Below are 19859 nucleotides of genomic sequence, written 5' to 3' on the forward strand. Positions count from 1 at the left end.
CCGGTTATTGGTTCGGTAAAGAAACATGTGTACGCACTGTTCTCAGGAACCCCACAGACGAAAGGATCCCGGGGAAGTCCCGATGAACTGCGCCGCCACCGGCGGCGCATCGGATAGATGGGGGAGGTTCCACTTGAGACGCACCGCAGTGCTCGGTTCGGCCGGCACTCTGATCGCGGGCACGCTCATAGCGGGCGCGATAGCCGCACCGGCGGCCACAGCCGACGGACGCCACCACAACAACGGCTCCGAGGCGCGCGGCGTCCAGCTCGCCGCCGAGCGAGCGGCTAGGGCCGGGATCGACTGGACCGACTGTCCGGCCGACTGGGCGATCGCCAAGCCGATTCAGTGCGGCTGGGTGACCGTTCCGCTCGACTACGCCAAGCCGAACGGCAAGAAGATCAAGCTTGCCGTCGACCGCCACGTCAGCACCGGCACGAAGGCGGAGCGCCAGGGCGCGCTCGTCTACAACCCGGGTGGCCCCGGCGGCTCCGGCATGGCGTTCCCGAAGCGGATCGTCACCAAGAACCCGCTGTGGACGAAGGTCGCGAACGCGTACGACTTCGTCGGCTTCGACCCGCGAGGTGTCGGCCACTCGGCGCCGATCTCCTGCATTGACCCGCAGGAGTACGTCAAGGCTCCGAAGGCCGACCCGGTCCCCGGCAGCGAGGCCGACAAGCGCGCCCAGCGCAAGCTCGCCGCCGAGTACGCGGACGGGTGCGCCGAGCGCAGCGGCGACATGCTGCCGCACATGACCACGCCCAACACCGCACGCGACCTGGATGTCATCCGCGCCGCGCTCGGTGAGAAGAAGCTCAACTTCCTGGGTGTCTCCTACGGCACCTACCTGGGCGCGGTCTACGGCACCCTGTTCCCGGGCCATGTGCGCCGCATGGTCGTCGACAGCGTGGTCGATCCGTCGAAGGACAACATCTGGTACCAGGCCAACCTGAACCAGGACATCGCCTTCCAGTCCCGCTGGGACGACTGGAAGGCGTGGGTCGCCGAGAACGACGCCGCCTACCACATCGGCAACACGCCCGCGAAGGTCGAGAAGGCGTGGCTGAAGCTGCGCGCGGCCGCCAAGAAGAACCCGATCGGTGGCGTCGTCGGACCCGCCGAGCTCATCGGCTTCTTCCAGAACGCGCCGTACTACGACTCCACCTGGGCGCTCGTCGCCCAGACCTGGAGCGACTACCTGGGTGGCGACACCCAGGCGCTGGTCGACGCCGCCGGCCCCGACATGTCGGACATCGCGGGCAACATCTCCTCGGAGAACGGCAACGCCGTCTACACGGCCGTCGAGTGCGCGGACGCCAAGTGGCCCACCAGCTGGCGCAAGTGGGACCGCGACAACACCCGGCTGCACAAGGACTACCCGTTCATGACCTGGGCGAACGCCTGGATGAACCTGCCCTGTGCGACCTGGTCGTCCAAGCAGCAGTCCCCGCTCGACGTCAAGACCGGCAAGGGTCTGCCGCCGGTCCTGATCGTGCAGTCCACGCGTGACGCCGCCACTCCGTACCAGGGCGCCGTCGAGCTGCACAAGCGGTTCAAGGGTTCGCGTCTCATCACCGAGAAGGGCGCCGGATCGCACGGCGTCACCGGACTGGTCAACCCCTGCGTCAACGAGCGGGTGGACGCCTACCTGCTCAGCGGGACGACCGACCGGCGCGACGTGACGTGCGCTCCGCACGCCACGCCCAAGCCGTAAGTACCCGGCACGGCAGGGGCGGGTGGGCGGAGTCTTCTCCGGCCACCCGCCCCGTTCGTCCGCACAGGCCGCGCTATCGGGCCGCATCGGGCCGGCCGCAACGGTCGGGCCGTTTCAGGCCCGCGGGCCCCGAGCTCCCGCGCTCTCACGCCCTCCCGTCGTACCGCGCCAGCCAGGCATCCTCCGCCGCGTAGTCGAAGAGCCCCGGGCCGTAGTTCTCGAGCATCTTGGGAAACGCCTCCGTCCACTCCCGCCCGGCGAGCTGCGCGGACAGCCACTCGACGGTCTCCGGCAGCGACTCGGTGTAGCCGGTCACCGGCCGGTACCCCAGCTCCCGCTCGGCCGCCGACATGTCGTACACCACCGGATGCTCGGTACCCCACGGCGTGTCCCCGACCCCGTCCGCACCCGGCGCCCCCGCCACCAGCACGGTCTCCGTCTCCCGGCCCAGCACCTCATCGACCGCCGCACCGATCTCCGCGGCCGTCGGCGTCTGCGGGTCCCCGGCGTTCAGCACCCGCGAGGCGGGCCGCAGCGCGGCCAGCCGGATCAGCTCGGCCACATTCGACGCGTGGACCGGATGGAAGACGCTCTTCCCGCCGTACGCCAGCACCCGGCGCCCGCGGCCGTCCAGTGCACGCTTCACGAAGTACAGCTCGCGGGGGGTGCGGCAGTACGGTCCATGGATCGCGCCCGCCCGCAGCAAGGTCACCGGCAGGTCCTCGTCCGCCGCCAGCAACAGCCGCTCCAGCTCGATCTTCCGGGTCCCGTACGTCGTGTCCCCGGGCGCCACCGTGCGCTGCGTCTCCGCGATCGGCACCGGATAGACCGGGGCACCACCGGGCCGCTGCTGGGTGTCGAAGCCGCGCCCCTCGTCGTCCTCGTACACCGCGCCGCTGGAGATGACGACCGCCGAACCGATCCGGCCGGCGAGACCGGTCAGCTGCCGGGCGTGGGCGGCGTCGAAGGCGACCAGGTCGACCAGGACGTCACAGCCCGCGCCGAGCGCCGACGCGAGCGCACCGTCGTCGTTCCGGTCGAGGCGCACCGTACGTACTCCGTCGGCCCACCGCTCGTCACGGCCGCCTCCGAGCGAGGCCGCGGTCACCTCCCAGCCGTCCTCGACCAGGGCCCGCACAGCGGCCCGTCCGATCTGTCCGGTCGCTCCGAGTACCCACGCGTTTCCCTTGATCATGCGGGGAACGCTAGGCGTGCCCGGCCGGCCGGGCGAGGTGTCTTCGCCGATCGCGAATTCGCGGTCAGCGTCGCACTTTCGGGAACCTCTTCGGCTGCGCGGGCTGCGCGGCCTTCACCTTGGCCGCGTACTCGTCGACGTACTCCTGGCCCGAGAGATTGAGGATCGCGTACATGATCTCGTCGGTGACGGCCCGGATCGCGGCCTTCTGGTCCTCCAGGCCCGCGTAGCGGGAGAAATCCAGCGGCTCACCGAACCGGATCGTGACCCGCTTGATCCGCGGGACGACCTGACCGGGCGGCTGGATCTCGAACGTCCCGACCATCGCGCACGGAACCACCGGTACCCGCGCCGTGATCGCCATCACCGCGACCCCGACCTTGCCCTTGTACAGGCGGCCGTCGTGCGAGCGGGTGCCCTCCGGGTAGATCCCCAGGAGTTCGCCCTTGCCCAGCACGCCCAGACCCTCGCGGATCGCGGCCTGACCGGCGTCCTTGCCGGACCGGTCCACCGGAATCTGCCCCGCGCTGCGGAAGAACGCGGCGGTCAGCCTGCCCTTCAGACCCGGCCCCGTGAAGTACTCGGCCTTCGCCAGAAAGGTGATGCGCCGCTTGATGATCGCGGGCATCAGGAAGTGGTCGGAGAACGACAGGTGATTGCCCGCGACGATGGCCGCGCCGTCCGCCGGAATGTGTTCCAGTCCCTCGATCCGGGGGCGGAACAGCAGCCGCAGAACGGGTCCCAGTACGACATATTTCAGGACGTAATAGAACACGGAGAGTGCACCTCGCTCTGCCGGGGTCGGCGTCAGGGCTGGGTCGGGGCTGCGTCGTACCAGGTCATCGTGGTGCGGAGGACCGTCAGTCTAGGGTCCCCGGTGGCGCGGTGTGACCGTACCGACCGGTCACGGCCCGGTCACCTCTCACGCCTGCCCGTACTTCCGCGGGGCACGCGTCCCGCCCGGACGCGGGCCGCCGCGGCGCGGCGGCCCGCGCCGACCTGGCCTCGACGGAGCGCGACCCCGACGCACAGCCCGGTACGCCCTGCGGCGTGCCGGGCGGTGCGGAGCCGGGTCAGGTGTCCCGCGTGGCGAGCACCCCGAGCGTGGCCAGACCCAGCACCACCCAGCCGAACCAGAGCCAGCCGTTGCTCCCCAGCGCCACGGTGTACGCGGTCACCGCGACCAGCGCCCCGACGGTCATGACTCCCATGGTCTTCGTCGATCCGGACATGAGCGCACGCTCCTCATCGGCCACACGGCCGTTGAGCCCATGGTCACCCCACCGGCGTGCCCGGCGCTACTGTCCGCGAGCCTGCAAAGAGGCCAGATAGGCGTTGTACGCCGCCAGCTCCTGGTCACCGTCCCGGTCGGCGGCCCGGTCCGCGCGCTTGGCGATCCGCTGGTCGGAGCGGTACCACTGGAAGACCAGCGCGATCAGCACCAGCACCGACGGGATCTCACTGAACGCCCAGGCGATGCCGCCGGCCCAGCCCTGATCGCTCAGCGCCTCGATGCCCAGCGAGGCCGGGGGGTTCTCGTACGTCTTCACCATCGGCGTGGTCGCCATCATCAGCGCGATGCCGAAGAACGCGTGGAACGGCATGCCGGCGAACAGCTCCAGCATCCGCATCACATAGCCGGGCCGGTGCGGGCCCGGGTCGATGCCCATGATCGGCCAGAAGAACACCAGGCCGACCGCGAGGAAGTGCACCATCATCGCGATGTGGCCGGGCTTGGACCCCATCAGGAAGTCGAAGAGCGGGGTGAAGTACAGCCCGTACAGGCTGGCGATGAACAGCGGGATCGTGAACACCGGGTGCGTGATGATCTTCATGTAGCGGCTGTGCAGCAGCTTCAGCAGCAGCTCGCGCGGCCCGGTACGCCCACGCCGGCTCGCGACCGGCAGCGCCCGCAGCGCGAGGGTCACCGGGGCGCCCAGCAGCAGCAGGATCGGCGACAGCATGCTGATCACCATGTGCTGCACCATGTGCACGCTGAACATGACCATGCCGTAGTCGTTGAGCTTGGTGCACATCACCAGGGCGATGCTCAGCACACCGATGACGAAGAAGATGATCCGGTTGACCGGCCAGCTGTCCCCGCGCCTGCGCAGCCGCACCACGCCATAGCCGTACAGGGCGAGGGCGACGAGGCAGCCGATGAAGAAGAACGGGTCCGCGGAGAATTCGAGCCCACGACCCAGCGTGAACGGCGGCAGATCCATGTTCATGCCGTGCCCGCTGTGATCCATCTGTTCACTCCCGATGGGGACGTCCCCGTTTCGTGCCGGTTGTCCGGTCCAGAGTAGAACTGCCCCCGGCCGCGGTTGCGGCCGGGGGCAGTTCCTCAGGTCAGGTCGTTCAGAGCACGCACTCCGCCTCGGCGTACCGCTCGGCGGGGACCGTCTTCAGCGTCTCCACGGCGGCGGCCAGCGGCACCATGGTGATGTCCGTGCCGCGCAGCGCCGTCATCATGCCGAACTCGCCGCGGTGCGCCGCTTCCACGGCGTGCCAGCCGAAGCGGGTGGCGAGGACCCGGTCGTACGCGGTGGGGGTGCCGCCGCGCTGGACATGGCCGAGTATCACCGGGCGGGCCTCCTTGCCGAGGCGCTGCTCCAGCTCGATGGAGAGCTGTGTGGCCACCCCGGCGAAGCGCTCGTGCCCGTAGATGTCCTTGGTGCCCTGCTCGAACTCCATGGAGCCCGCGCGCGGCTTGGCGCCCTCGGCGACCACGACGATCGCGAACTTCTTGCCCGCCGAGAAACGCCTGCCGACGAGCTCGGTCAGCTCGTCGATGTCGAAGGGGCGCTCGGGGACGACGATCGCGTGCGCACCGGCGGCCATGCCCGAGTGGAGGGCGATCCAGCCGGTGTGCCGCCCCATGACCTCGACGATCAGTACCCGCTGGTGCGACTCGGCGGTGGTCTTCAGCCGGTCGAGGGCCTCGGTGGCGACACCGACCGCGGTGTCGAACCCGAAGGTCACATCGGTGGAGGCGATGTCGTTGTCGATGGTCTTCGGCACTCCGACGATCGGCAGACCCGCCTCGGAGAGCAGATTGGCCGCCTTCAGCGTGCCTTCGCCGCCGATCGGGATGATCGCGTCCAGGCCGAGGTCCGCGACATGGCCCCGGGCCCGTTCCACCCCGTCACGCAGATGCGCGGGCTGGACCCGGGAGGAGCCGAGTATCGTGCCGCCGCGGGCCAGGATGCCGCCCACCGCGTCCAGGTCGAGCTTGCGGTAGTCGCACTCCAGCAGTCCCTTCCAGCCGTCGTGGAAGCCGATGACCTCGTCGCCGTGGTCGACCACCGCGCGGTGCACGACGGAACGGATGACTGCGTTGAGGCCGGGGCAGTCGCCGCCGGAGGTGAGCACACCAATTCGCATTGCCCGGGAAACCTTTGCAACGTGGGCCGACGACCGGACCACGTCGTCCGGTTGGATCCCCGCCACCCTACCGGCGCAGGGTGGCGGGACCGAACCGGGCGTCCGCCTGCTGGACTCCGCTCAGCTGAGCGGAAATTGCCTCAGGCGGGCTGTGTCGCCGCGGAGATCCGTTCGGCGCGCAGCGCGTCGTACCAGCGCTCGTCCGTCGGCGGCAGCGCGTTCACATCGAGCGCCAGCTTCAGCAGCAGATCCGCGATCTGCGGGTTGCGGGCCATCACCGGACCGTGCATGTACGTACCGAAGACGGTGTCGTTGTACGCGCCCTCGGTGCCGTCCCCGGTCCCGTTGCCCCGGCCGAACTGGACCCGGGCGAACGGCCGTGCGGTGGGGCCGAGATGGGTGACGCCCTGGTGGTTCTCGAACCCCGTCAGCGGCGGCAGCCCCAGGTGCGGGTCGATGTCCGCCAGTACGTCGCCGACGCACCGCGCGCCCTCGCCCCGGGTGGACACCACATCGAGCAGACCGAGACCGGCCTCGCGCTCACCGAGGTCGTTGACGAACTCGTGCCCGAGGATCTGGTAGCCCGCGCACACCGAGAAGATGATCGCGCCGTTGGACGCGGCCCGGCTCAGCCCGCCGTCGCGGCGCAGCCGCTCCGCCGCCAGCCGCTGCGGCCGGTCCTCGCCGCCACCGATCAGATAGATGTCGCCGGAGGTCGGGACCGGCTGGTCGCTGCGCACGTCGACGCGCTGCACGTCCAGACCGCGCTGCCGGGCCCGGCGCTCCACGACCAGGGCGTTGCCCTGGTCGCCGTACGTGCTGAGCAGGTCGGGGTAGACCCAGACCAGACGCAGACCGTTGTTGCTCATGCTTCGTCCTCTCCGGAGGTGGCCGGCGCCGGGGTCAGTTGCCGACACGACGGCGCAGATCCTGGAAGGCGGTGTAGTTGGCGATGACCTCGATACGGCCGGGCGGAGCCAGCTGCACGGCCTCGTCCAGGGTCTCGCAGACCCGGAAGTCGAGACCGGCCACTTCGAGCCGGACCGCGAGGTCCAGCTTGCGGTCGCCGAGCACGAAGATCGGGTGGCCGGCGAGCTGGGTGTAGTCGACGTCCCACAGCCAGGAGGTGTCCGTGCCGTCCGCGCCACGGGCGTTGACCGACAGGATCACCGGCGTCGGCGGCGGGTCGATCAGGGAGAACGTCTCCAGCCAGCCCGCCGGGTTCTTCGCCAGCAGGAGCCGCAGCTCACGGCCCTGGAAGGAGACCACGTCATAGCGGCCGGCGACGGCCTGCACCTGGTACATGCGCTCCAGGGCGACCTGCGGCGGCACGCCGAAGACGGCCGCGACGGCGGCCGAGCTGGTGGCGTTCGCCTTGTTCGCCCGGCCGGGCAGCTGGAGGTGGATCGGCCATGCCGAACCGTGCGGGTCCAGCACGTAGTCGCCGTTCAGCGCCCAGCTCGGGGCGGGACGGCGGAAGCCGCACTGCCCGCAGAACCAGTCGTCGCCCGGCCGCTGCATCACACCGCCGCAGGACGGGCAGGACCACGCGTCGTCCTTCCACGCCTGACCGGCCGCCACCCACACCACATTGGGGGAGGAGGACGCCGCCCACACGATCAGCGGGTCGTCGGCGTTGGCGATGATCACGGCCTTCGAGCCGGACAGCCCCTCGCGCCAGTGCTCCGCGAGCATCCGGGTCTCCGCCGCGCGGTCCAGCTGGTCGCGGGAGAGATTGAGCAGCGCGATCACCTTGGGCGTCGTGTCGCGTGCGACACCGGCGAGGTACTTCTCGTCGACCTCGATCACGCCGTACTTCGCGTCCGAGCCGCCGGCCAGCGCCGACGTGATGCCCGCGGGCATGTTCGCGCCGAGCGCGTTCGACACGACGGGCCCAGCGGCCCGCAGTGCCTCGGCGATCAGCCGTGTGGTGGTCGTCTTGCCGTTCGTCGCCGACACGAGGATCACGTCCAGGTGCTGCGCCAGCCGCCCCAGCAGGTCGGGGTCGAGCTTGAGCGCCACCCGGCCGCCGATCACCGATCCGCTGCCGCGCCCCGCGGCGCGCGACACCGCCGCCGCGGCCTTGCCCGCCGTCACGGCCAGCTTGGCCCGCGGCGACAACGGCTCCGTGTTGCCTGCCATCGTCCTAGATCCTCCTTGCATCGGTCCGCGCCCAGCCTATCGATGTCCGGTGCGACGACCGCACCGCGGCACCACGGGAAGTCCGTGGCCGCGGCGGAACGTACGCTTGCCGGCATGCGAAACCGCCCGATCCCCGGCAGTTCCGGACTCATCCGTGCCATGAGTCTGCTCGGCGACCCGGTGCTCCACAGCGCCTGCGAGGACGTCATGGACTTCGGGCCCCCGCTCGCCAGGCTGGTCGAGGACATGTTCGCCACCATGTACGCGGCGCAGGGTGTCGGGCTCGCCGCCAACCAGATCGGCGTCCCGCTCAAGGTGTTCGTCTACGACTGTCCGGACGACGACGATGTCCGGCACCTGGGGCACATCGTCAATCCGGAACTGGTCGAGGCGGACGGCCTTACCGTACGCGGACCGGAAGGGTGTCTTTCACTTCCGGGTATCGAGGCGGGTACGTCACGCTTCGACCGCGCGGTCGTCGAAGGGTTCACGATGACCGGGGAACCGCTGCGGATCACCGGCACGGGCTGGTTCGCCCGCTGCCTCCAGCACGAGTGCGACCACCTCGGCGGCACGGTCTACACCGACCGGCTGACCGGGCTGCGCCGCGCCAGGGCGCTGCGGGCGGCGCGGCGGGCGCCCTGGGCGAGCGGCGGCTGAGCGGCGGTGCCGGGCGGGGGCCGGAAGCCGGGACCGCCGGGCGGAGGCCGGGAACCGGGTCCGCCGGGCCGGGGCCGGGAACCGGGTCCGCCGGGCCGGGGTCAGAAGCCGGGGCCGCCGGGCCGGTCGCCCGCCCCGGCCAGCCTGCCCCACAGCAGATCGGCGAGGCTGCGCACCAACTGGGCGCGGGAACAGGGCCGGTCGCCCAGCCACCAGTCGCCCGCCGCGTGCATCATGCCGACGATGCCGTGGCCCCAGATGCGCGCCATCTGTTCGCTGTCCGGGCCCAGGTCCACCCGCTCGGCGATGACCTTGCCGAGCTCCTCGCCGAGGCGGCGCAGCAGGGGCGCGGAGTGCCGGCCGACGTCGAAGCCCTGCTCGGGGGAGGGGGCGGCGTCGTCGGAGGGGTGCATCAGGAAGCGGTAGACCTGCGGGCGGGCCTCGATCGCGGCGAGGTAGGTGTCGAGCGTGGCCTCCACCCGTTCACGGCGCTCCGCCGGTGCGTCGAGCGCCGAGCGCAGCGCGCTCAGCAGCGCGTCGGTGTGCCGTTTGGCGAGTGCGCGGTAGAGCCCGCCCTTGTCCCCGAAGTGGCGGTAGAGGATGGGCTTGGTGATCCCGGCCTCGGCGGCGATCGCGTTCATCGACGCCTTCGGCCCGTCCCTGAGCACCACCCGGTCCGCGGCCTCCAACAACTCGCGGCGGCGGCGTTCGGCCGCGCTGCGCTGCCGCTCGGCCTGTCGCGTGGTCTCCATGTCGTGTCTCTCCCCACCCCTGGCCTTGCAGTTTCTTCACGCCGGGGCAACGTAACACCCTGCCCCGGGACGGTGCCGATCGGCATCTTGGCTGTTGACAGGGGCTACTTGCCGGTAACAGACTGTTGTTACCGCAAGTAACGCACGCTTTTGACGGCAGTGCATGGAGGGGAACATGGCCGAGTTCACGCTTGATCTCAACGACGACCAGAAGCAGGTCCGCGACTGGCTCCACGGCTTCGCCGAGGACGTGATCCGTCCGGCCGCTTCGGAGTGGGACGAGCGTGAGGAAACGCCCTGGCCCGTCATCCAGGAGGCGGCCAAGATCGGCATCTACTCCCTCGACTTCTACGCCCAGCAGTTCTTCGATCCGACGGGCCTCGGCATCCCCATGGCCATGGAGGAGCTCTTCTGGGGCGACGCGGGCATCGCCCTGTCGATCGTCGGTACGGGCCTGGCGGCCGTCGGCGTCCTCGCCAACGGCACCGAGGAGCAGATCGGCACCTGGATCCCGCAGATGTACGGCGACGCCGACGACGTGAAGGTCGCCGCGTTCTGCTCCTCCGAGCCGGACGCGGGCTCCGACGTCGCCTCGATGCGCACCCGTGCCGTCTACGACGAGGCCAAGGACGAGTGGGTCCTCAACGGTACGAAGACCTGGGCGACCAACGGCGGCATAGCCAACGTCCACGTCGTCGTGGCCGTCGTCGACGCGGAGCTCGGCTCCAAGGGACACGCCTCGTTCATCGTGCCGCCGGGCACGCCCGGTCTCTCGCAGGGCCAGAAGTTCAAGAAGCACGGCATCCGGGCCTCGCACACCGCCGAAGTGGTCCTGGAGGACGCGCGCGTCCCCGGCCACTGCCTGCTCGGTGGCAAGGAGAAGCTGGACGAGCGCCTCGCCCGCGCCCGCGAGCGGGCCAGGGCCGGTGGCGGAGAGCGCGTCAAGAACGCGGCGATGGCCACCTTCGAGGCATCCCGCCCGGCCGTCGGCGCCATGGCCGTGGGCACCGCCCGCGCCGCGTACGAGGTCGCCCTCGACTACGCGAAGACCCGCACGCAGTTCGGCCGCCCGATCATCGACAACCAGGGCATCGCCTTCCAGCTCGCTGACATGCGGACGCAGATCGACGCGGCCCGTCTGCTGGTCTGGCGCGCCTCCTGGATGGCGTCCGCCGGAAAGCCGTTCACCTCGGCCGAGGGCTCGATGTCGAAGCTCTACGCGAGCGAGACCGCGAAGAAGGTCACCGCCCAGGCGATCCAGATCCTCGGCGGCAACGGGTTCACCCGGGAGTACCCGGTGGAGCGGATGCACCGGGACGCGGCCATCTACACCATCTTCGAGGGCACCAGTGAGATCCAGCGGCTGGTGATCGCCCGGACCCTGTCGGGCATGCCGATCCGCTGAGGGCTGTCCCGCCGGGGATTACGGGCGGGCCCTTGGCCCTGACGTGCCCGGCCGTGTGCCGCGCGGGAGCACGCTCCCGCGCGGCACACGACGTCGGCTCAGGAGGGGAGTTGGGCCTCGATGGCCGCGACGACCTCGGGGGCCTCCGGCTCGGTGCCGGGACGGATCCGGGCCACCGGCTCACCCGCCGGTGAGATCACGAACTTCTCGAAGTTCCACTTCACGTCCCCGGCCTCGCCCTCCGCGTCGGCGAGCTTCGTCAGCTCCGCGTACAGCGGGTGCCGGCCGTCCCCGTTGACGTCGAGCTTCTCCAGGAGCGGGAAGCTGACCCCGTACGTCGTCGAGCAGAAGGTCTGGATCTCCTCCGCGCTGCCCGGCTCCTGGCCCGCGAACTGGTTGCAGGGCACGCCCAGGACGGTGAAGCCGCGGTCCCCGTACTGATTCTGGAGCCGCTCCAGGCCCTCGTACTGCGGGGTGAGCCCGCACTTGGAAGCCACGTTCACCAGCAGGAGCGCCTGGCCGCTGTAGGCGCCCAGCGTGGTCGGCTCGCCGGTGAGGGTGTGCAGCGGGATGTCGTGCAGCGTCATGGAATCGCTCCTCGTGTCCAATGCGTCGGTGTTCATTGTGACGCCCAGAGGTTCATGGGAACGAAGCCGACGGCCCGCCCCTCGGGATCCAGCAGCCTGCCCATCAGCTTGACCGCGCGCAGGGCGACCGCCCGGTCGGCGATGCGCAGATGGGGCAGGGCGGCGGCCAGACGTACCTCCAGGGCTTGGGCGTCCACCAGGGACGATACCCAGACTGTGGCGATCAGATTCTGCGGCCCGGCAAGTCCCAGGCACTGCCGGATCTCGGGCAGCTTCGCCAGCTCCCGCGCCGTCGCGTCCAGGTGCTCGGCCGCCACGGTCCCGAAGAACGTCACGGCGACCGGTGAGCCCGACAGCGAACGGGCCAGGTCGCAGCGGAGCACCAGCTTCCCGGACTCCAGCAGCCGGTTGAGCCGGCGGCTCGCGGTGTTCACCGAGATCCCCAGCTGATCGGCGAGTTCGCTCAGCGACATACGCCCGTTCTCCCCGATCGCGGTGACCAGATCGGCGTACTCGGGAAGTTCGTTCGAGTTGCCCGCCGCCGCCCGCCGGGACGCGGCCAGGACCTCCTGCTGCGAGCGGCTCAGGCTCGTCAGCCGCCAGACGCTGCCCTCCGTATAGCTGCGGGTGACCAGATGCGCCCGGGTCGCGATGATGCCGGGGACGGTGCCGAGCCGGTCCACGATGTACCGCGAGAGGGCGCCGAAGCTCGTGGCCATGGCCGTGATCAGCAGGTCCCGTCCGCCCGCCGCGTGTTCCACGGTCACCGCGTGCGGGTCCGCCGACAGGATCGCCGCCACCGCCCCCGCCCGACCGGGCGCGCAGTCGATCTCGATCAGCGCACCGCCGCCGGCGTCCCCGTACGGATAGGCCGTCACCCAGGCGTGCCCGGCCGTCCGCACCCGCTCCCAGCGCCGCGCCACCGTCGCCGCGTCGACGTCCAGGGCCTTGGCCAGCTCGGTCCACGGTGCGCGCGGATTGATCTGGAGGGCGTTGATCAGGGCCAGATCGAGCTCGCTGAGCGGGGGCAGAGTTTCGGTCATCGGTGATCCGCATCCTGGGCCGTCATGGGAAATTGCTGCATTTGATGTTGAGCGGTGACAGGGATCAGCAATTCCCGGCCGCCTCTTGATCGGAGACTAGCATCGCCGTACCCCATCAGATCCAGCCACTTTCAGCGTCCGGAGGTGCGTCGTGCAGCAGCCTTTCACCACTCTCACCGAGGCGGTCCACAGCCTGCGCTCGGGTGCCGTCGGCAGCCGGGAACTCGTCGAGGCGGCCCTGAGTGACGCCGAACGGCTCGACCCGCTGCTCGGTGTGTACGTGACCCGCTTCCCGGAGCGGGCGCTCGCGGCGGCCGACGCCGCCGACGCCCGGCGGAGCGGCGACCGCGGTCCGCTGCACGGACTGCCGCTCGCCGTGAAGGACAACCTCGCCACCGTCGAGGGCCCGTCCACCGCGCAGAGTCCCGTGCACGACCCCGGCTGGTGGCACGGACAGGACGCGCCCGCCGTCGCCCGGCTCCGCGGCGCCGGGGCGGTCGTCCTCGGCAAGACCACCATGGCCGAGTACGCCATCGGCCGGCCCGACCCGGCCCACACCTTCCCGGTGCCCCGCAACCCGTGGGACCCCGAGCGCTGGACCGGCGGATCGAGCACCGGCAACGGCGCGGGGATCGCCGCCGGACTCTTCCTCGGCGCCCTCGGGACCGACACCTCCGGCAGCGTCCGGCTCCCGGCCGCCCTGTGCGGCACCACCGGCCTCAAGACCACCTACGGCCTGCTGCCCGCCGAGGGCTGCGTACCGCTCAGCCCCTCGCAGGACGTCCTCGGCCCGATGGCCGTGAGCGCCCGCGACTGCGGCCTGCTGCTCGACGCGCTCACCGGACGGCCGCGGCCCGCGGCCCCGGTCGCCGGGGTGCGAGGTCTCCGCATCGGTGTCCCGTACGGCCTCGTCGAGGGGCCGGGCGTCACCGAGGAGTGCCGCACAGCCTTCCACCGATCCTTGCGTGAACTGAGGGAACTCGGCGCGGAGATACGGGAGTTCGACCTTCCCGAGTTCGGCCCCCTGCTTGCCGTGAACGCCGTGACCATGCTCGCCGAGGCGTTCGCCGTGCACGGCGAACGCCTCGCCGCCCACTGGCACGGACACGGGCGCGGATTCCGCAGGCTGGCCGCCGCCGGGGCAGTGCTGCCCGCACACCTCTACCTCCGCGCCCAGCGGACCCGCGAACAGCTCACCGCCCGCCTCCTCGCCCGCCTGGACTCGCCCGGCGGCGTCGATGTGATCGCCACCCCCACCTGGCCCGCGCCCGCCCGCCCGTACGCGCGTGAAGCGGCGCCCGGCGACGAGCTCAACCTCACCGCGATCTGGAACCCCACCGGCTTCCCGGCCCTCGCGCTCCCCATGGGCGCGGACCCGGCCGGACTGCCGCTCTCCCTCCAACTGGCCGGCCGCCCCCACGCGGAGAGCACCCTGCTCGCCGCGGGCGGGGCCTTCCAGTCCGTCACCACCTGGCATCTGCGCCGGGCCGCGCCCGACCCCCGGCACCGGCCCGCCCCGCTCCGAGACCCGGACGCCACCGGGGCCGACCCGAAGCCCCCCGTACCGTCCGCTCCCGCCCAGGCCCCGGAACCCGCCGGCATCGAGGCCGCACTGGCCGCCGTCGGCATCACCCCGGGACCGGCCGATCTGGCCGCCGTACGGGCGGTCGCCCACGCACTGCTGAACGCCGGAACACGCCCGGCCGGCTGACGCCGGGGCCTCCCCGTACCCGCCCCACCCCCTTCGCTTCACCTCCTGCCTCAACCGCCGCATTCCGATGCGGCCGTTCCCCAGTGGAGAACCCATGTCGCGTATCCAGCCCGTCAAGGGCACCGGCGCGCCCGGCCCCGACGGCCCGAGAGTCGCCGCCGTCGTCGGATTCCTCGTCTTCGTCGAACTGACCAGCGGCATCATCCAAGGGATGATGCCGACGCTCCTGCCGGAGCTCGGCGCCGTCCTGAACGTCGGCGCGGGTGACCTCAACTGGGTCAACGCCGCGCAACTGCTCGCCGCGGCCGTCTCCGTACCGGTCTTCGGACGCCTCGGCGACATGTACGGCCACCGGCGACTGCTCCGCATCGCCGTGCTCTGCCTCGCCGTCGGCTCCGTCCTCGTGGCCTGGTCACCCTCCTTCGAGGTGCTCCTCGTCGGCCGGGTCCTCCAGGGCCCCCTCGCCGCCCTCCTCCCGCTGGAGATCGGCCTGGTACGCAACCGGCTCGACGCGGCAGGCAGCCGCGGCGCCATCGCCATGCTGGTCGGCTCGCTCACCTTCGGCGCCAGCGCGGGCATGGTCATCGCCGGACTGCTGCGCGAGGTCATCTCCTCCGTGCACGGCGTCCTGTGGATCCCGGCCGCCGCCACTGCCGTGTGCGCGGCCGTGGTCTTCTTCCTCGTCCCCGAATCCACCACCCGCGCCCGGGGCAAGGTCGACTGGGCCGGAGCGGGGCTCCTCAGCGTCGGGCTCGCCACCCTGCTGCTCGCCATCTCGCAGGGCCCCAAGTGGGGCTGGACCGACGCGTGGACGCTGACCCTGTTCACGGTCGCCGCGCTCGCCCTGGTGACCTGGGTCCTGGTCGAACTCCGGGTCGCCGAGCCGATCGTCGACATCCGGCTCACCGTCCGGCGCACCCTGCTCCCGGTGTACGCGGCGAGTTTCCTGCTCGGTACCGCCCTCTTCGGCGCCCAGACCGCCGCCGTGCTGTTCGTCTCCTCGCCCGCCGAGAAGCTGGGCTACGGCTTCGGGTACGACGCGCTCGGCATCGCCTGGCTGATGCTCCCCTCCGGTGGGATGGCCTTCGTGGCCTCACTGTTCGCCGCCCGGCTCTTCAAGCGCATCGGAGGCCGCGGCGCCCTGGCACTCAGCGGGGTGCTGATGGCGGCCGGCTACCTCTTCCTGATCGCCGCCCATGACGAGCCCTGGCAGTTCGTCGTCGTCAACGGCGTCGTGGGTCTCGGCATCGGACTCGCGCTCAGCGCGATGCCCGTACTGATCGTCGACGCCAGCCCGCAGGAGCGCACGGCCGTCGCCACCGGCATCTATAACACCGCGAAGACCGTCGGAGGCTCCGTCGCGGGCGCCGTCTTCGCCGCCGTCCTCACCGCGATCACCTTCAAGGGCACCGAGATCCCGACCATCGACGCCTACACCACCGTCTGGTGGTGCTGCGCCGCCGTGTCGGCCCTGGTCGCCGTCGCCGCTGCGGTCGTGGCCCGGCCCCGCGCGGACACCGCCCCCTGAGCGCCCCGCGCACGCACCCCGCAATCACCCCTCTCCAGAGAAGGAACCGTGCCATGCCCGCCCCCGCCACCACTCCCGTACTCCTGCACAACGGCCTGCTCATCGACGGCACCGGGGGCGAACCGGTCCGGGACGGCGCGGTGCTCGTCGTGGACGGGACCGTCCAGTGGGCGGGCCCGACCGCCGAGCACCCCGCACTCCCCGACCACACCCGCCGGATCGACGTGCGGGGCGACACGATCCTGCCCGGCTTCATCGACTGCCACGTCCATATGGCCGCCCCGGGCACCGCGATGAGCCACGCGGAGATCGCGACCATGCCGCGCAGCCTCCTCACGTTCCTGGCGGCGCCCCGGATGAAGCAGACCCTGGAAGCGGGTGTCACCACGGCCCGCGACCTCGGCGGAGCCGACGCCGGGCACCGGCACGCCGTCGAATCGGGACTCCTGGTCGGCCCCCGGCTGCTGATCGCCGTCGCCATGCTCAGCCCGACCGGCGGCCACGGCGACTTCCGTGCCGCCAACAACGACGGCGCGGTGGACAGCACCATGGGCCGCCTCGCCGACGGACCCGCGGAGTGCCGCAAGGCCGTGCGCGGGGTGCTGCGCCAGGGCGCCGACTGCGTCAAGGTCGCCGCGACCGGGGGAGTGTGGAGCCCCACCGACCAGCCGGACGACGATGGATTCCTGGAGGACGAGATCCGTACGATCACCGAGATCGCGGCCGGACACCGGGGCAAGAAGGTCGCCGCCCACGCACAGGGCCGGGGCGGCATCCTCAACGCCGTGCGCGGCGGGGTCGCCAGCATCGAGCACGGTTACGAGATCGACGACGAGGCCATCGATCTGATGCTGGAGCGCGGCACCTTCCTCGTCCCGACCCTCACCACGGCCAACACCGACCCGGACCCGAAGAAGGCGGCGCCCTGGGCGTACGCGAAGAAGAGGCACTGGCAGGAGGTCGCCCGCACCCACATCCCGCACGCCATCGAACGCGGGGTGCGGGTGGCCATGGGAACCGACTGCGGCATCGCCGAGCACGGCACCAATCTGCGCGAGCTCGGCCATCTCGTGGACTGCGGGATGACCCCCATGGGCGCGCTGCGCGCGGGCACGAGCGAAGCCGCCGAACTCCTCGGCCTCGCCCATGAGATCGGCACCCTGGAACCCGGCAAGCGCGCCGATGTCGTCATCGCCCGCGGCAACCCGCTGACCGACATCCACGCGCTCGGCAGGCCCGAGAACATCCTGCTCGTGATGAAGGACGGTGTCGCCTACAAGGACGTCGACGGGCTCGCGGCCTGATCCGTCGCCCGGTCGGCCGCTCCCGCCAGCCGGCCGGGCGCGGGGGAGCCGACCTCCTTGTAGTAGAAGGTGGTCGGCTTCAACACCCCCGCCGGGTCACCGGCGTACGCCGGAACCGTCCCGCACGCGGTCCAGCCCGCCGCGCGGTAGAGCCGCTCGGCGGGGCTCCCCGTTTCCGTGTCCAGGATCAGCAGCGTCACCCCGGAGCCGGCCGCCCACTGCTCGACGGCGGCCAGCAGCGACCGGCCGACCCCCCGGCCGCGTGCGGTCGGGCGGACCATCAGCTTGGCGACCTCCGCGCGGTGCCGGGCGTTCGGCAGCGGAGCCCGGACCAGACCGATGGTGCCTGCCACCCGCTCCCCGTCGCGGGCGATCCAGACGCCGAGGCCGCCCGCGTCGACCGCCGCGGCCCGCTCGCGCCACCAGGCGGCGGCGACCTCACGGCCCAGCGGGGCGAGGAAGCCCACCGACGCCCCCTCCTCGACGGTCTCCACCAGGAGGGCGGCCAGCTCATCGGCGTACGTGACCAGTTCGGGGCCGGACACGGGGACGATCTCGGTCATGGGGCAGGGTCCTTTCACGGCAGAACGATCACGAGGGCGTAGCGGACCCGATCCGGGCCCGGACAGTGGAAGTGCGAGGGGCCACGCAGCCGGAAGCGCAGACTGTCACCGCGGCCCACGCGGTACGCGGTTCCGTCGACGGTGATCTCCACCGTCCCCTCCAGCACCCAGATGTGCTGCTCCACACCGGGCACGGGAGCGTTCTCGTACGCGAGCGAGGCACCGGCTTCGAGCGTGGACTCGATGACCTCGGCGCGCAGTCCGGCGTGCGGGGGCGAGACCGACCGCCGGACGAACCCGGCCGCCTCGTCCCGCCACACGGGCTGCTGATCCACGGTCACCAGCGGCGGAGGCTCGGCCTCCACCTCCATCAGGAGCCGGGACATCGTCCGCCCGTACACCGTGCACAGACGTCCCAGCAGGGTGGCGGTCGGGCTCAGCTCGCCCCGCTCCAGCCGGGAGAGCGTCGAACGGCTCACTCCGCTGCGCCGGGACAGTTCGTCCAGGGACCAGCCCCGTTCGCCGCGCAGCTCGCCCAGCCGCCGGGCGAGCCCCGTATCGAAGGAGTCGGAGTCGGAGTCGGTGTCGGAGCTGGAGCCGGGGGCCATATCCTCAGCGTGTCTCACCTGAGAGACGATATCCCATATCAGGGACACGCTGTGAAGGCGCACCGCTCCTCGCCGCCGTCCCCGTTTGAGAGGATCACACCGTGGAGTCCGCCGAACCCTTCCCCGAACCGCTGCCCCGGACCGCCGGAAACGCCGAGGCCGCCGGGACGGCGACGTCCGACGGCGGTCCCGTACGCCGCCCCGTGCGCTGCCGGCTCTGCGGCCGCCCGCTCATCGGCGCCGGGTCACGGCGCAAGGCGCTCGGACCGTCCTGCGACGCCAAACTGCACCCCGCTCCGCCGGACATCCGCACCCGCCGTCACGAGGTCGACCAGGACCCGCTGCCCGGCATCTGAGCCGGTCCCGGCCCGGGGGAAACCCCTACACGTCCAGGCGCCGGAACAGCCCCTCCTGCACCACGGACACCAGCAGTTGGCCCTCACGGTCATAGATCCGGCCGCGCGCCAGGCCCCGGCCGCCCGTCGCGATGGGCGACTCCTGGTCGTACAGGAACCACTCGTCCGCCCGGAACGGCCGGTGGAACCACATGGCGTGATCCAGCGAGGCCATATCGAAACCGCGCGGGCCCCACAGCGGTTCCACCGGGATCCGGACCGCGTCGAGCAGCGTCATGTCACTCGCGTACGTCAGCGCGCAGGTGTGCACCAGCGGGTCGTCGCCCAGCGGGCCGACCGCGCGCATCCACACCGCGCTGCGCGGATCCGCGTCCTTGATCTCCTCCCGCGTCCAGCGCAGCCGGTCGACGTAACGGATGTCGAAGGGCTGGCGCCGGGCCATCCGCTCCAGCGCCTCCGGAAGCGCGCCCAGATGCTCACGGACCTCTTCGGCGACGGTCGGCAGCTCGTCCGGGTCCGGGACCGTGCGAGCCGGCGGCAACTGGTGCTCGAAGCCGCCCGCCTCGGGGCGGTGGAAGGACGCCGTCAGATTGAAGATCGTCCGGCCCTGCTGGACGGCCGTGACCCGGCGGGTGGTGAAGGACCGGCCGTCCCGCACCCGTTCCACCTCGTACACGATCGGAACCCCGGGGCGCCCCGGCCGCAGGAAGTAGGCGTGCAGCGAATGCACCGGCCGCTCCCCGTCGGTGGTCCGGCCGGCCGCCACCAGCGCCTGGCCCGCGACCTGCCCGCCGAAGACCCGTTGCAGGGACTCCTGCGGACTGCGGCCGCGGAAGATGTTGACCTCGATCCGCTCCAGGTCGAGAAGGTCGACCAGGCGCTCCGCCGGGTTCGTCATGCCGTT

The 19859-nt window shown here is 71.4% G+C and carries 20 protein-coding genes; 7 read left to right on the forward strand and 13 right to left on the reverse strand.

The genetic code is table 11. The features are described 5' to 3' along the window. Positions 1-133 precede the first annotated feature (133 nt). The gene (locus OG413_RS26425) at positions 134-1714 is read left to right on the forward strand and encodes an alpha/beta hydrolase (RefSeq protein WP_266809351.1); all 1581 of its coding nucleotides are present in this window, start codon (positions 134-136) and stop codon (positions 1712-1714) included. A 145-nt stretch (positions 1715-1859) separates the two neighbouring features. On the opposite strand, the gene OG413_RS26430 is transcribed toward OG413_RS26425, so the two are convergent. From OG413_RS26430 to OG413_RS26460, 7 genes are all read right to left on the reverse strand, one after another. Then, positions 1860-2909 carry an NAD(P)-dependent oxidoreductase gene (locus tag OG413_RS26430; protein ID WP_266809352.1) on the reverse strand — a complete coding sequence of 350 codons (1050 nt, stop codon included), beginning with the start codon at positions 2907-2909 and terminating at the stop codon, positions 1860-1862. 64 nt (positions 2910-2973) lie between these two features. Beyond that, positions 2974-3684, reverse strand: a complete 711-nt coding sequence (locus OG413_RS26435) for a 1-acyl-sn-glycerol-3-phosphate acyltransferase (RefSeq protein WP_266809364.1) — start codon at positions 3682-3684, stop codon at positions 2974-2976. Positions 3685-3982: 298 nt separating this feature from the next. Then, a complete protein-coding gene (locus OG413_RS26440) occupies positions 3983-4141 on the reverse strand; it encodes a hypothetical protein (protein WP_266809366.1) in 159 nt (52 codons plus the stop codon). 66 nt (positions 4142-4207) lie between these two features. Further along, positions 4208-5161: a cytochrome c oxidase assembly protein gene (locus OG413_RS26445; protein WP_266809368.1), complete on the reverse strand. Its 954-nt coding sequence runs from the start codon at positions 5159-5161 to the stop codon at positions 4208-4210. A 109-nt stretch (positions 5162-5270) separates the two neighbouring features. Further along, positions 5271-6296 carry a 6-phosphofructokinase gene (locus OG413_RS26450; RefSeq protein WP_266809370.1) on the reverse strand — a complete coding sequence of 342 codons (1026 nt, stop codon included), beginning with the start codon at positions 6294-6296 and terminating at the stop codon, positions 5271-5273. A gap of 140 nt (positions 6297-6436) precedes the next feature. Then, positions 6437-7165: a type 1 glutamine amidotransferase gene (locus OG413_RS26455; protein ID WP_073718811.1), complete on the reverse strand. Its 729-nt coding sequence runs from the start codon at positions 7163-7165 to the stop codon at positions 6437-6439. 34 nt (positions 7166-7199) lie between these two features. Next, positions 7200-8438 carry a MurT ligase domain-containing protein gene (locus OG413_RS26460; protein WP_266809373.1) on the reverse strand — a complete coding sequence of 413 codons (1239 nt, stop codon included), beginning with the start codon at positions 8436-8438 and terminating at the stop codon, positions 7200-7202. Positions 8439-8552: 114 nt separating this feature from the next. Here OG413_RS26460 and def point away from each other — a divergent pair, with 114 nt between their 5' ends. Beyond that, positions 8553-9098, forward strand: coding sequence for a peptide deformylase (def, locus tag OG413_RS26465; RefSeq protein ID WP_266809375.1), 546 nt, complete (start codon positions 8553-8555; stop codon positions 9096-9098). Positions 9099-9199: 101 nt separating this feature from the next. On the opposite strand, the gene OG413_RS26470 is transcribed toward def, so the two are convergent. Next, positions 9200-9850, reverse strand: a complete 651-nt coding sequence (locus OG413_RS26470; RefSeq protein WP_266809377.1) for a TetR family transcriptional regulator — start codon at positions 9848-9850, stop codon at positions 9200-9202. Between the two features lie 175 nt (positions 9851-10025). Between OG413_RS26470 and OG413_RS26475 the strand changes: the two genes are divergently transcribed. Then, entirely contained in the window at positions 10026-11255 is a 1230-nt protein-coding gene (locus tag OG413_RS26475; protein WP_073718814.1) for an acyl-CoA dehydrogenase family protein, read from the forward strand. A 98-nt stretch (positions 11256-11353) separates the two neighbouring features. On the opposite strand, the gene OG413_RS26480 is transcribed toward OG413_RS26475, so the two are convergent. Both OG413_RS26480 and OG413_RS26485 read right to left on the reverse strand, forming a co-directional pair. Then, the gene (locus OG413_RS26480) at positions 11354-11842 is read right to left on the reverse strand and encodes a glutathione peroxidase (RefSeq protein ID WP_266809380.1); all 489 of its coding nucleotides are present in this window, start codon (positions 11840-11842) and stop codon (positions 11354-11356) included. A gap of 32 nt (positions 11843-11874) precedes the next feature. Next, positions 11875-12885: an Lrp/AsnC family transcriptional regulator gene (locus OG413_RS26485; protein WP_266809381.1), complete on the reverse strand. Its 1011-nt coding sequence runs from the start codon at positions 12883-12885 to the stop codon at positions 11875-11877. A gap of 151 nt (positions 12886-13036) precedes the next feature. On the opposite strand from OG413_RS26485, the gene OG413_RS26490 reads away from it, so the two are divergent. The 3 genes from OG413_RS26490 (at position 13037) to OG413_RS26500 (ending at position 17428) form a co-directional block, all read left to right on the forward strand. Beyond that, positions 13037-14596 (forward strand): amidase, encoded by a 1560-nt coding sequence (locus OG413_RS26490; RefSeq protein WP_266809383.1) that lies wholly within the window; start codon positions 13037-13039, stop codon positions 14594-14596. 94 nt (positions 14597-14690) lie between these two features. Further along, entirely contained in the window at positions 14691-16124 is a 1434-nt protein-coding gene (locus tag OG413_RS26495) for an MFS transporter (protein WP_266809385.1), read from the forward strand. Between the two features lie 53 nt (positions 16125-16177). After that, positions 16178-17428 (forward strand): amidohydrolase family protein, encoded by a 1251-nt coding sequence (locus OG413_RS26500; protein ID WP_266809387.1) that lies wholly within the window; start codon positions 16178-16180, stop codon positions 17426-17428. On the opposite strand, the gene OG413_RS26505 is transcribed toward OG413_RS26500, so the two are convergent. Both OG413_RS26505 and OG413_RS26510 read right to left on the reverse strand, forming a co-directional pair. Continuing rightward, complete coding sequence (locus tag OG413_RS26505) at positions 17398-17991, reverse strand: N-acetyltransferase (RefSeq protein ID WP_266809389.1); 594 nt, start codon at positions 17989-17991, stop codon at positions 17398-17400. The two genes, OG413_RS26500 and OG413_RS26505, sit on opposite strands and share 31 nt — an antisense overlap. 14 nt (positions 17992-18005) lie before the next feature. Further along, positions 18006-18599 (reverse strand): helix-turn-helix domain-containing protein, encoded by a 594-nt coding sequence (locus tag OG413_RS26510; RefSeq protein WP_266810372.1) that lies wholly within the window; start codon positions 18597-18599, stop codon positions 18006-18008. A gap of 101 nt (positions 18600-18700) precedes the next feature. On the opposite strand from OG413_RS26510, the gene OG413_RS26515 reads away from it, so the two are divergent. Continuing rightward, entirely contained in the window at positions 18701-18955 is a 255-nt protein-coding gene (locus OG413_RS26515; RefSeq protein ID WP_266809391.1) for a DUF6011 domain-containing protein, read from the forward strand. Positions 18956-18980: 25 nt separating this feature from the next. On the opposite strand, the gene OG413_RS26520 is transcribed toward OG413_RS26515, so the two are convergent. Continuing rightward, positions 18981-19853, reverse strand: a complete 873-nt coding sequence (locus OG413_RS26520; protein WP_266809393.1) for an acyl-CoA thioesterase II — start codon at positions 19851-19853, stop codon at positions 18981-18983. Positions 19854-19859 lie beyond the last annotated feature (6 nt).

Source organism: Streptomyces sp. NBC_01433, assembly GCF_026340105.1.
Lineage (GTDB): Bacteria > Actinomycetota > Actinomycetes > Streptomycetales > Streptomycetaceae > Streptomyces.

What these genes read in the sequence shown, in the direction of transcription:
- OG413_RS26470 (WP_266809377.1), bottom strand. Translation starts at nt 9,850, where the DNA reads ATGGAGACCACGCGACAGGCCGAGCGGCAGCGCAGCGCGGCCGAACGC.
- OG413_RS26460 (WP_266809373.1), bottom strand. Translation starts at nt 8,438, where the DNA reads ATGGCAGGCAACACGGAGCCGTTGTCGCCGCGGGCCAAGCTGGCCGTG.
- OG413_RS26505 (WP_266809389.1), bottom strand. Translation starts at nt 17,991, where the DNA reads ATGACCGAGATCGTCCCCGTGTCCGGCCCCGAACTGGTCACGTACGCC.
- OG413_RS26445 (WP_266809368.1), bottom strand. Translation starts at nt 5,161, where the DNA reads ATGGATCACAGCGGGCACGGCATGAACATGGATCTGCCGCCGTTCACG.
- OG413_RS26455 (WP_073718811.1), bottom strand. Translation starts at nt 7,165, where the DNA reads ATGAGCAACAACGGTCTGCGTCTGGTCTGGGTCTACCCCGACCTGCTC.
- OG413_RS26520 (WP_266809393.1), bottom strand. Translation starts at nt 19,853, where the DNA reads ATGACGAACCCGGCGGAGCGCCTGGTCGACCTTCTCGACCTGGAGCGG.
- OG413_RS26495 (WP_266809385.1), top strand. Translation starts at nt 14,691, where the DNA reads ATGTCGCGTATCCAGCCCGTCAAGGGCACCGGCGCGCCCGGCCCCGAC.
- OG413_RS26485 (WP_266809381.1), bottom strand. Translation starts at nt 12,885, where the DNA reads ATGACCGAAACTCTGCCCCCGCTCAGCGAGCTCGATCTGGCCCTGATC.
- OG413_RS26500 (WP_266809387.1), top strand. Translation starts at nt 16,178, where the DNA reads ATGCCCGCCCCCGCCACCACTCCCGTACTCCTGCACAACGGCCTGCTC.
- OG413_RS26440 (WP_266809366.1), bottom strand. Translation starts at nt 4,141, where the DNA reads ATGTCCGGATCGACGAAGACCATGGGAGTCATGACCGTCGGGGCGCTG.
- OG413_RS26430 (WP_266809352.1), bottom strand. Translation starts at nt 2,909, where the DNA reads ATGATCAAGGGAAACGCGTGGGTACTCGGAGCGACCGGACAGATCGGA.
- OG413_RS26510 (WP_266810372.1), bottom strand. Translation starts at nt 18,599, where the DNA reads ATGGCCCCCGGCTCCAGCTCCGACACCGACTCCGACTCCGACTCCTTC.
- OG413_RS26475 (WP_073718814.1), top strand. Translation starts at nt 10,026, where the DNA reads ATGGCCGAGTTCACGCTTGATCTCAACGACGACCAGAAGCAGGTCCGC.
- def (WP_266809375.1), top strand. Translation starts at nt 8,553, where the DNA reads ATGCGAAACCGCCCGATCCCCGGCAGTTCCGGACTCATCCGTGCCATG.
- OG413_RS26480 (WP_266809380.1), bottom strand. Translation starts at nt 11,842, where the DNA reads ATGACGCTGCACGACATCCCGCTGCACACCCTCACCGGCGAGCCGACC.
- OG413_RS26450 (WP_266809370.1), bottom strand. Translation starts at nt 6,296, where the DNA reads ATGCGAATTGGTGTGCTCACCTCCGGCGGCGACTGCCCCGGCCTCAAC.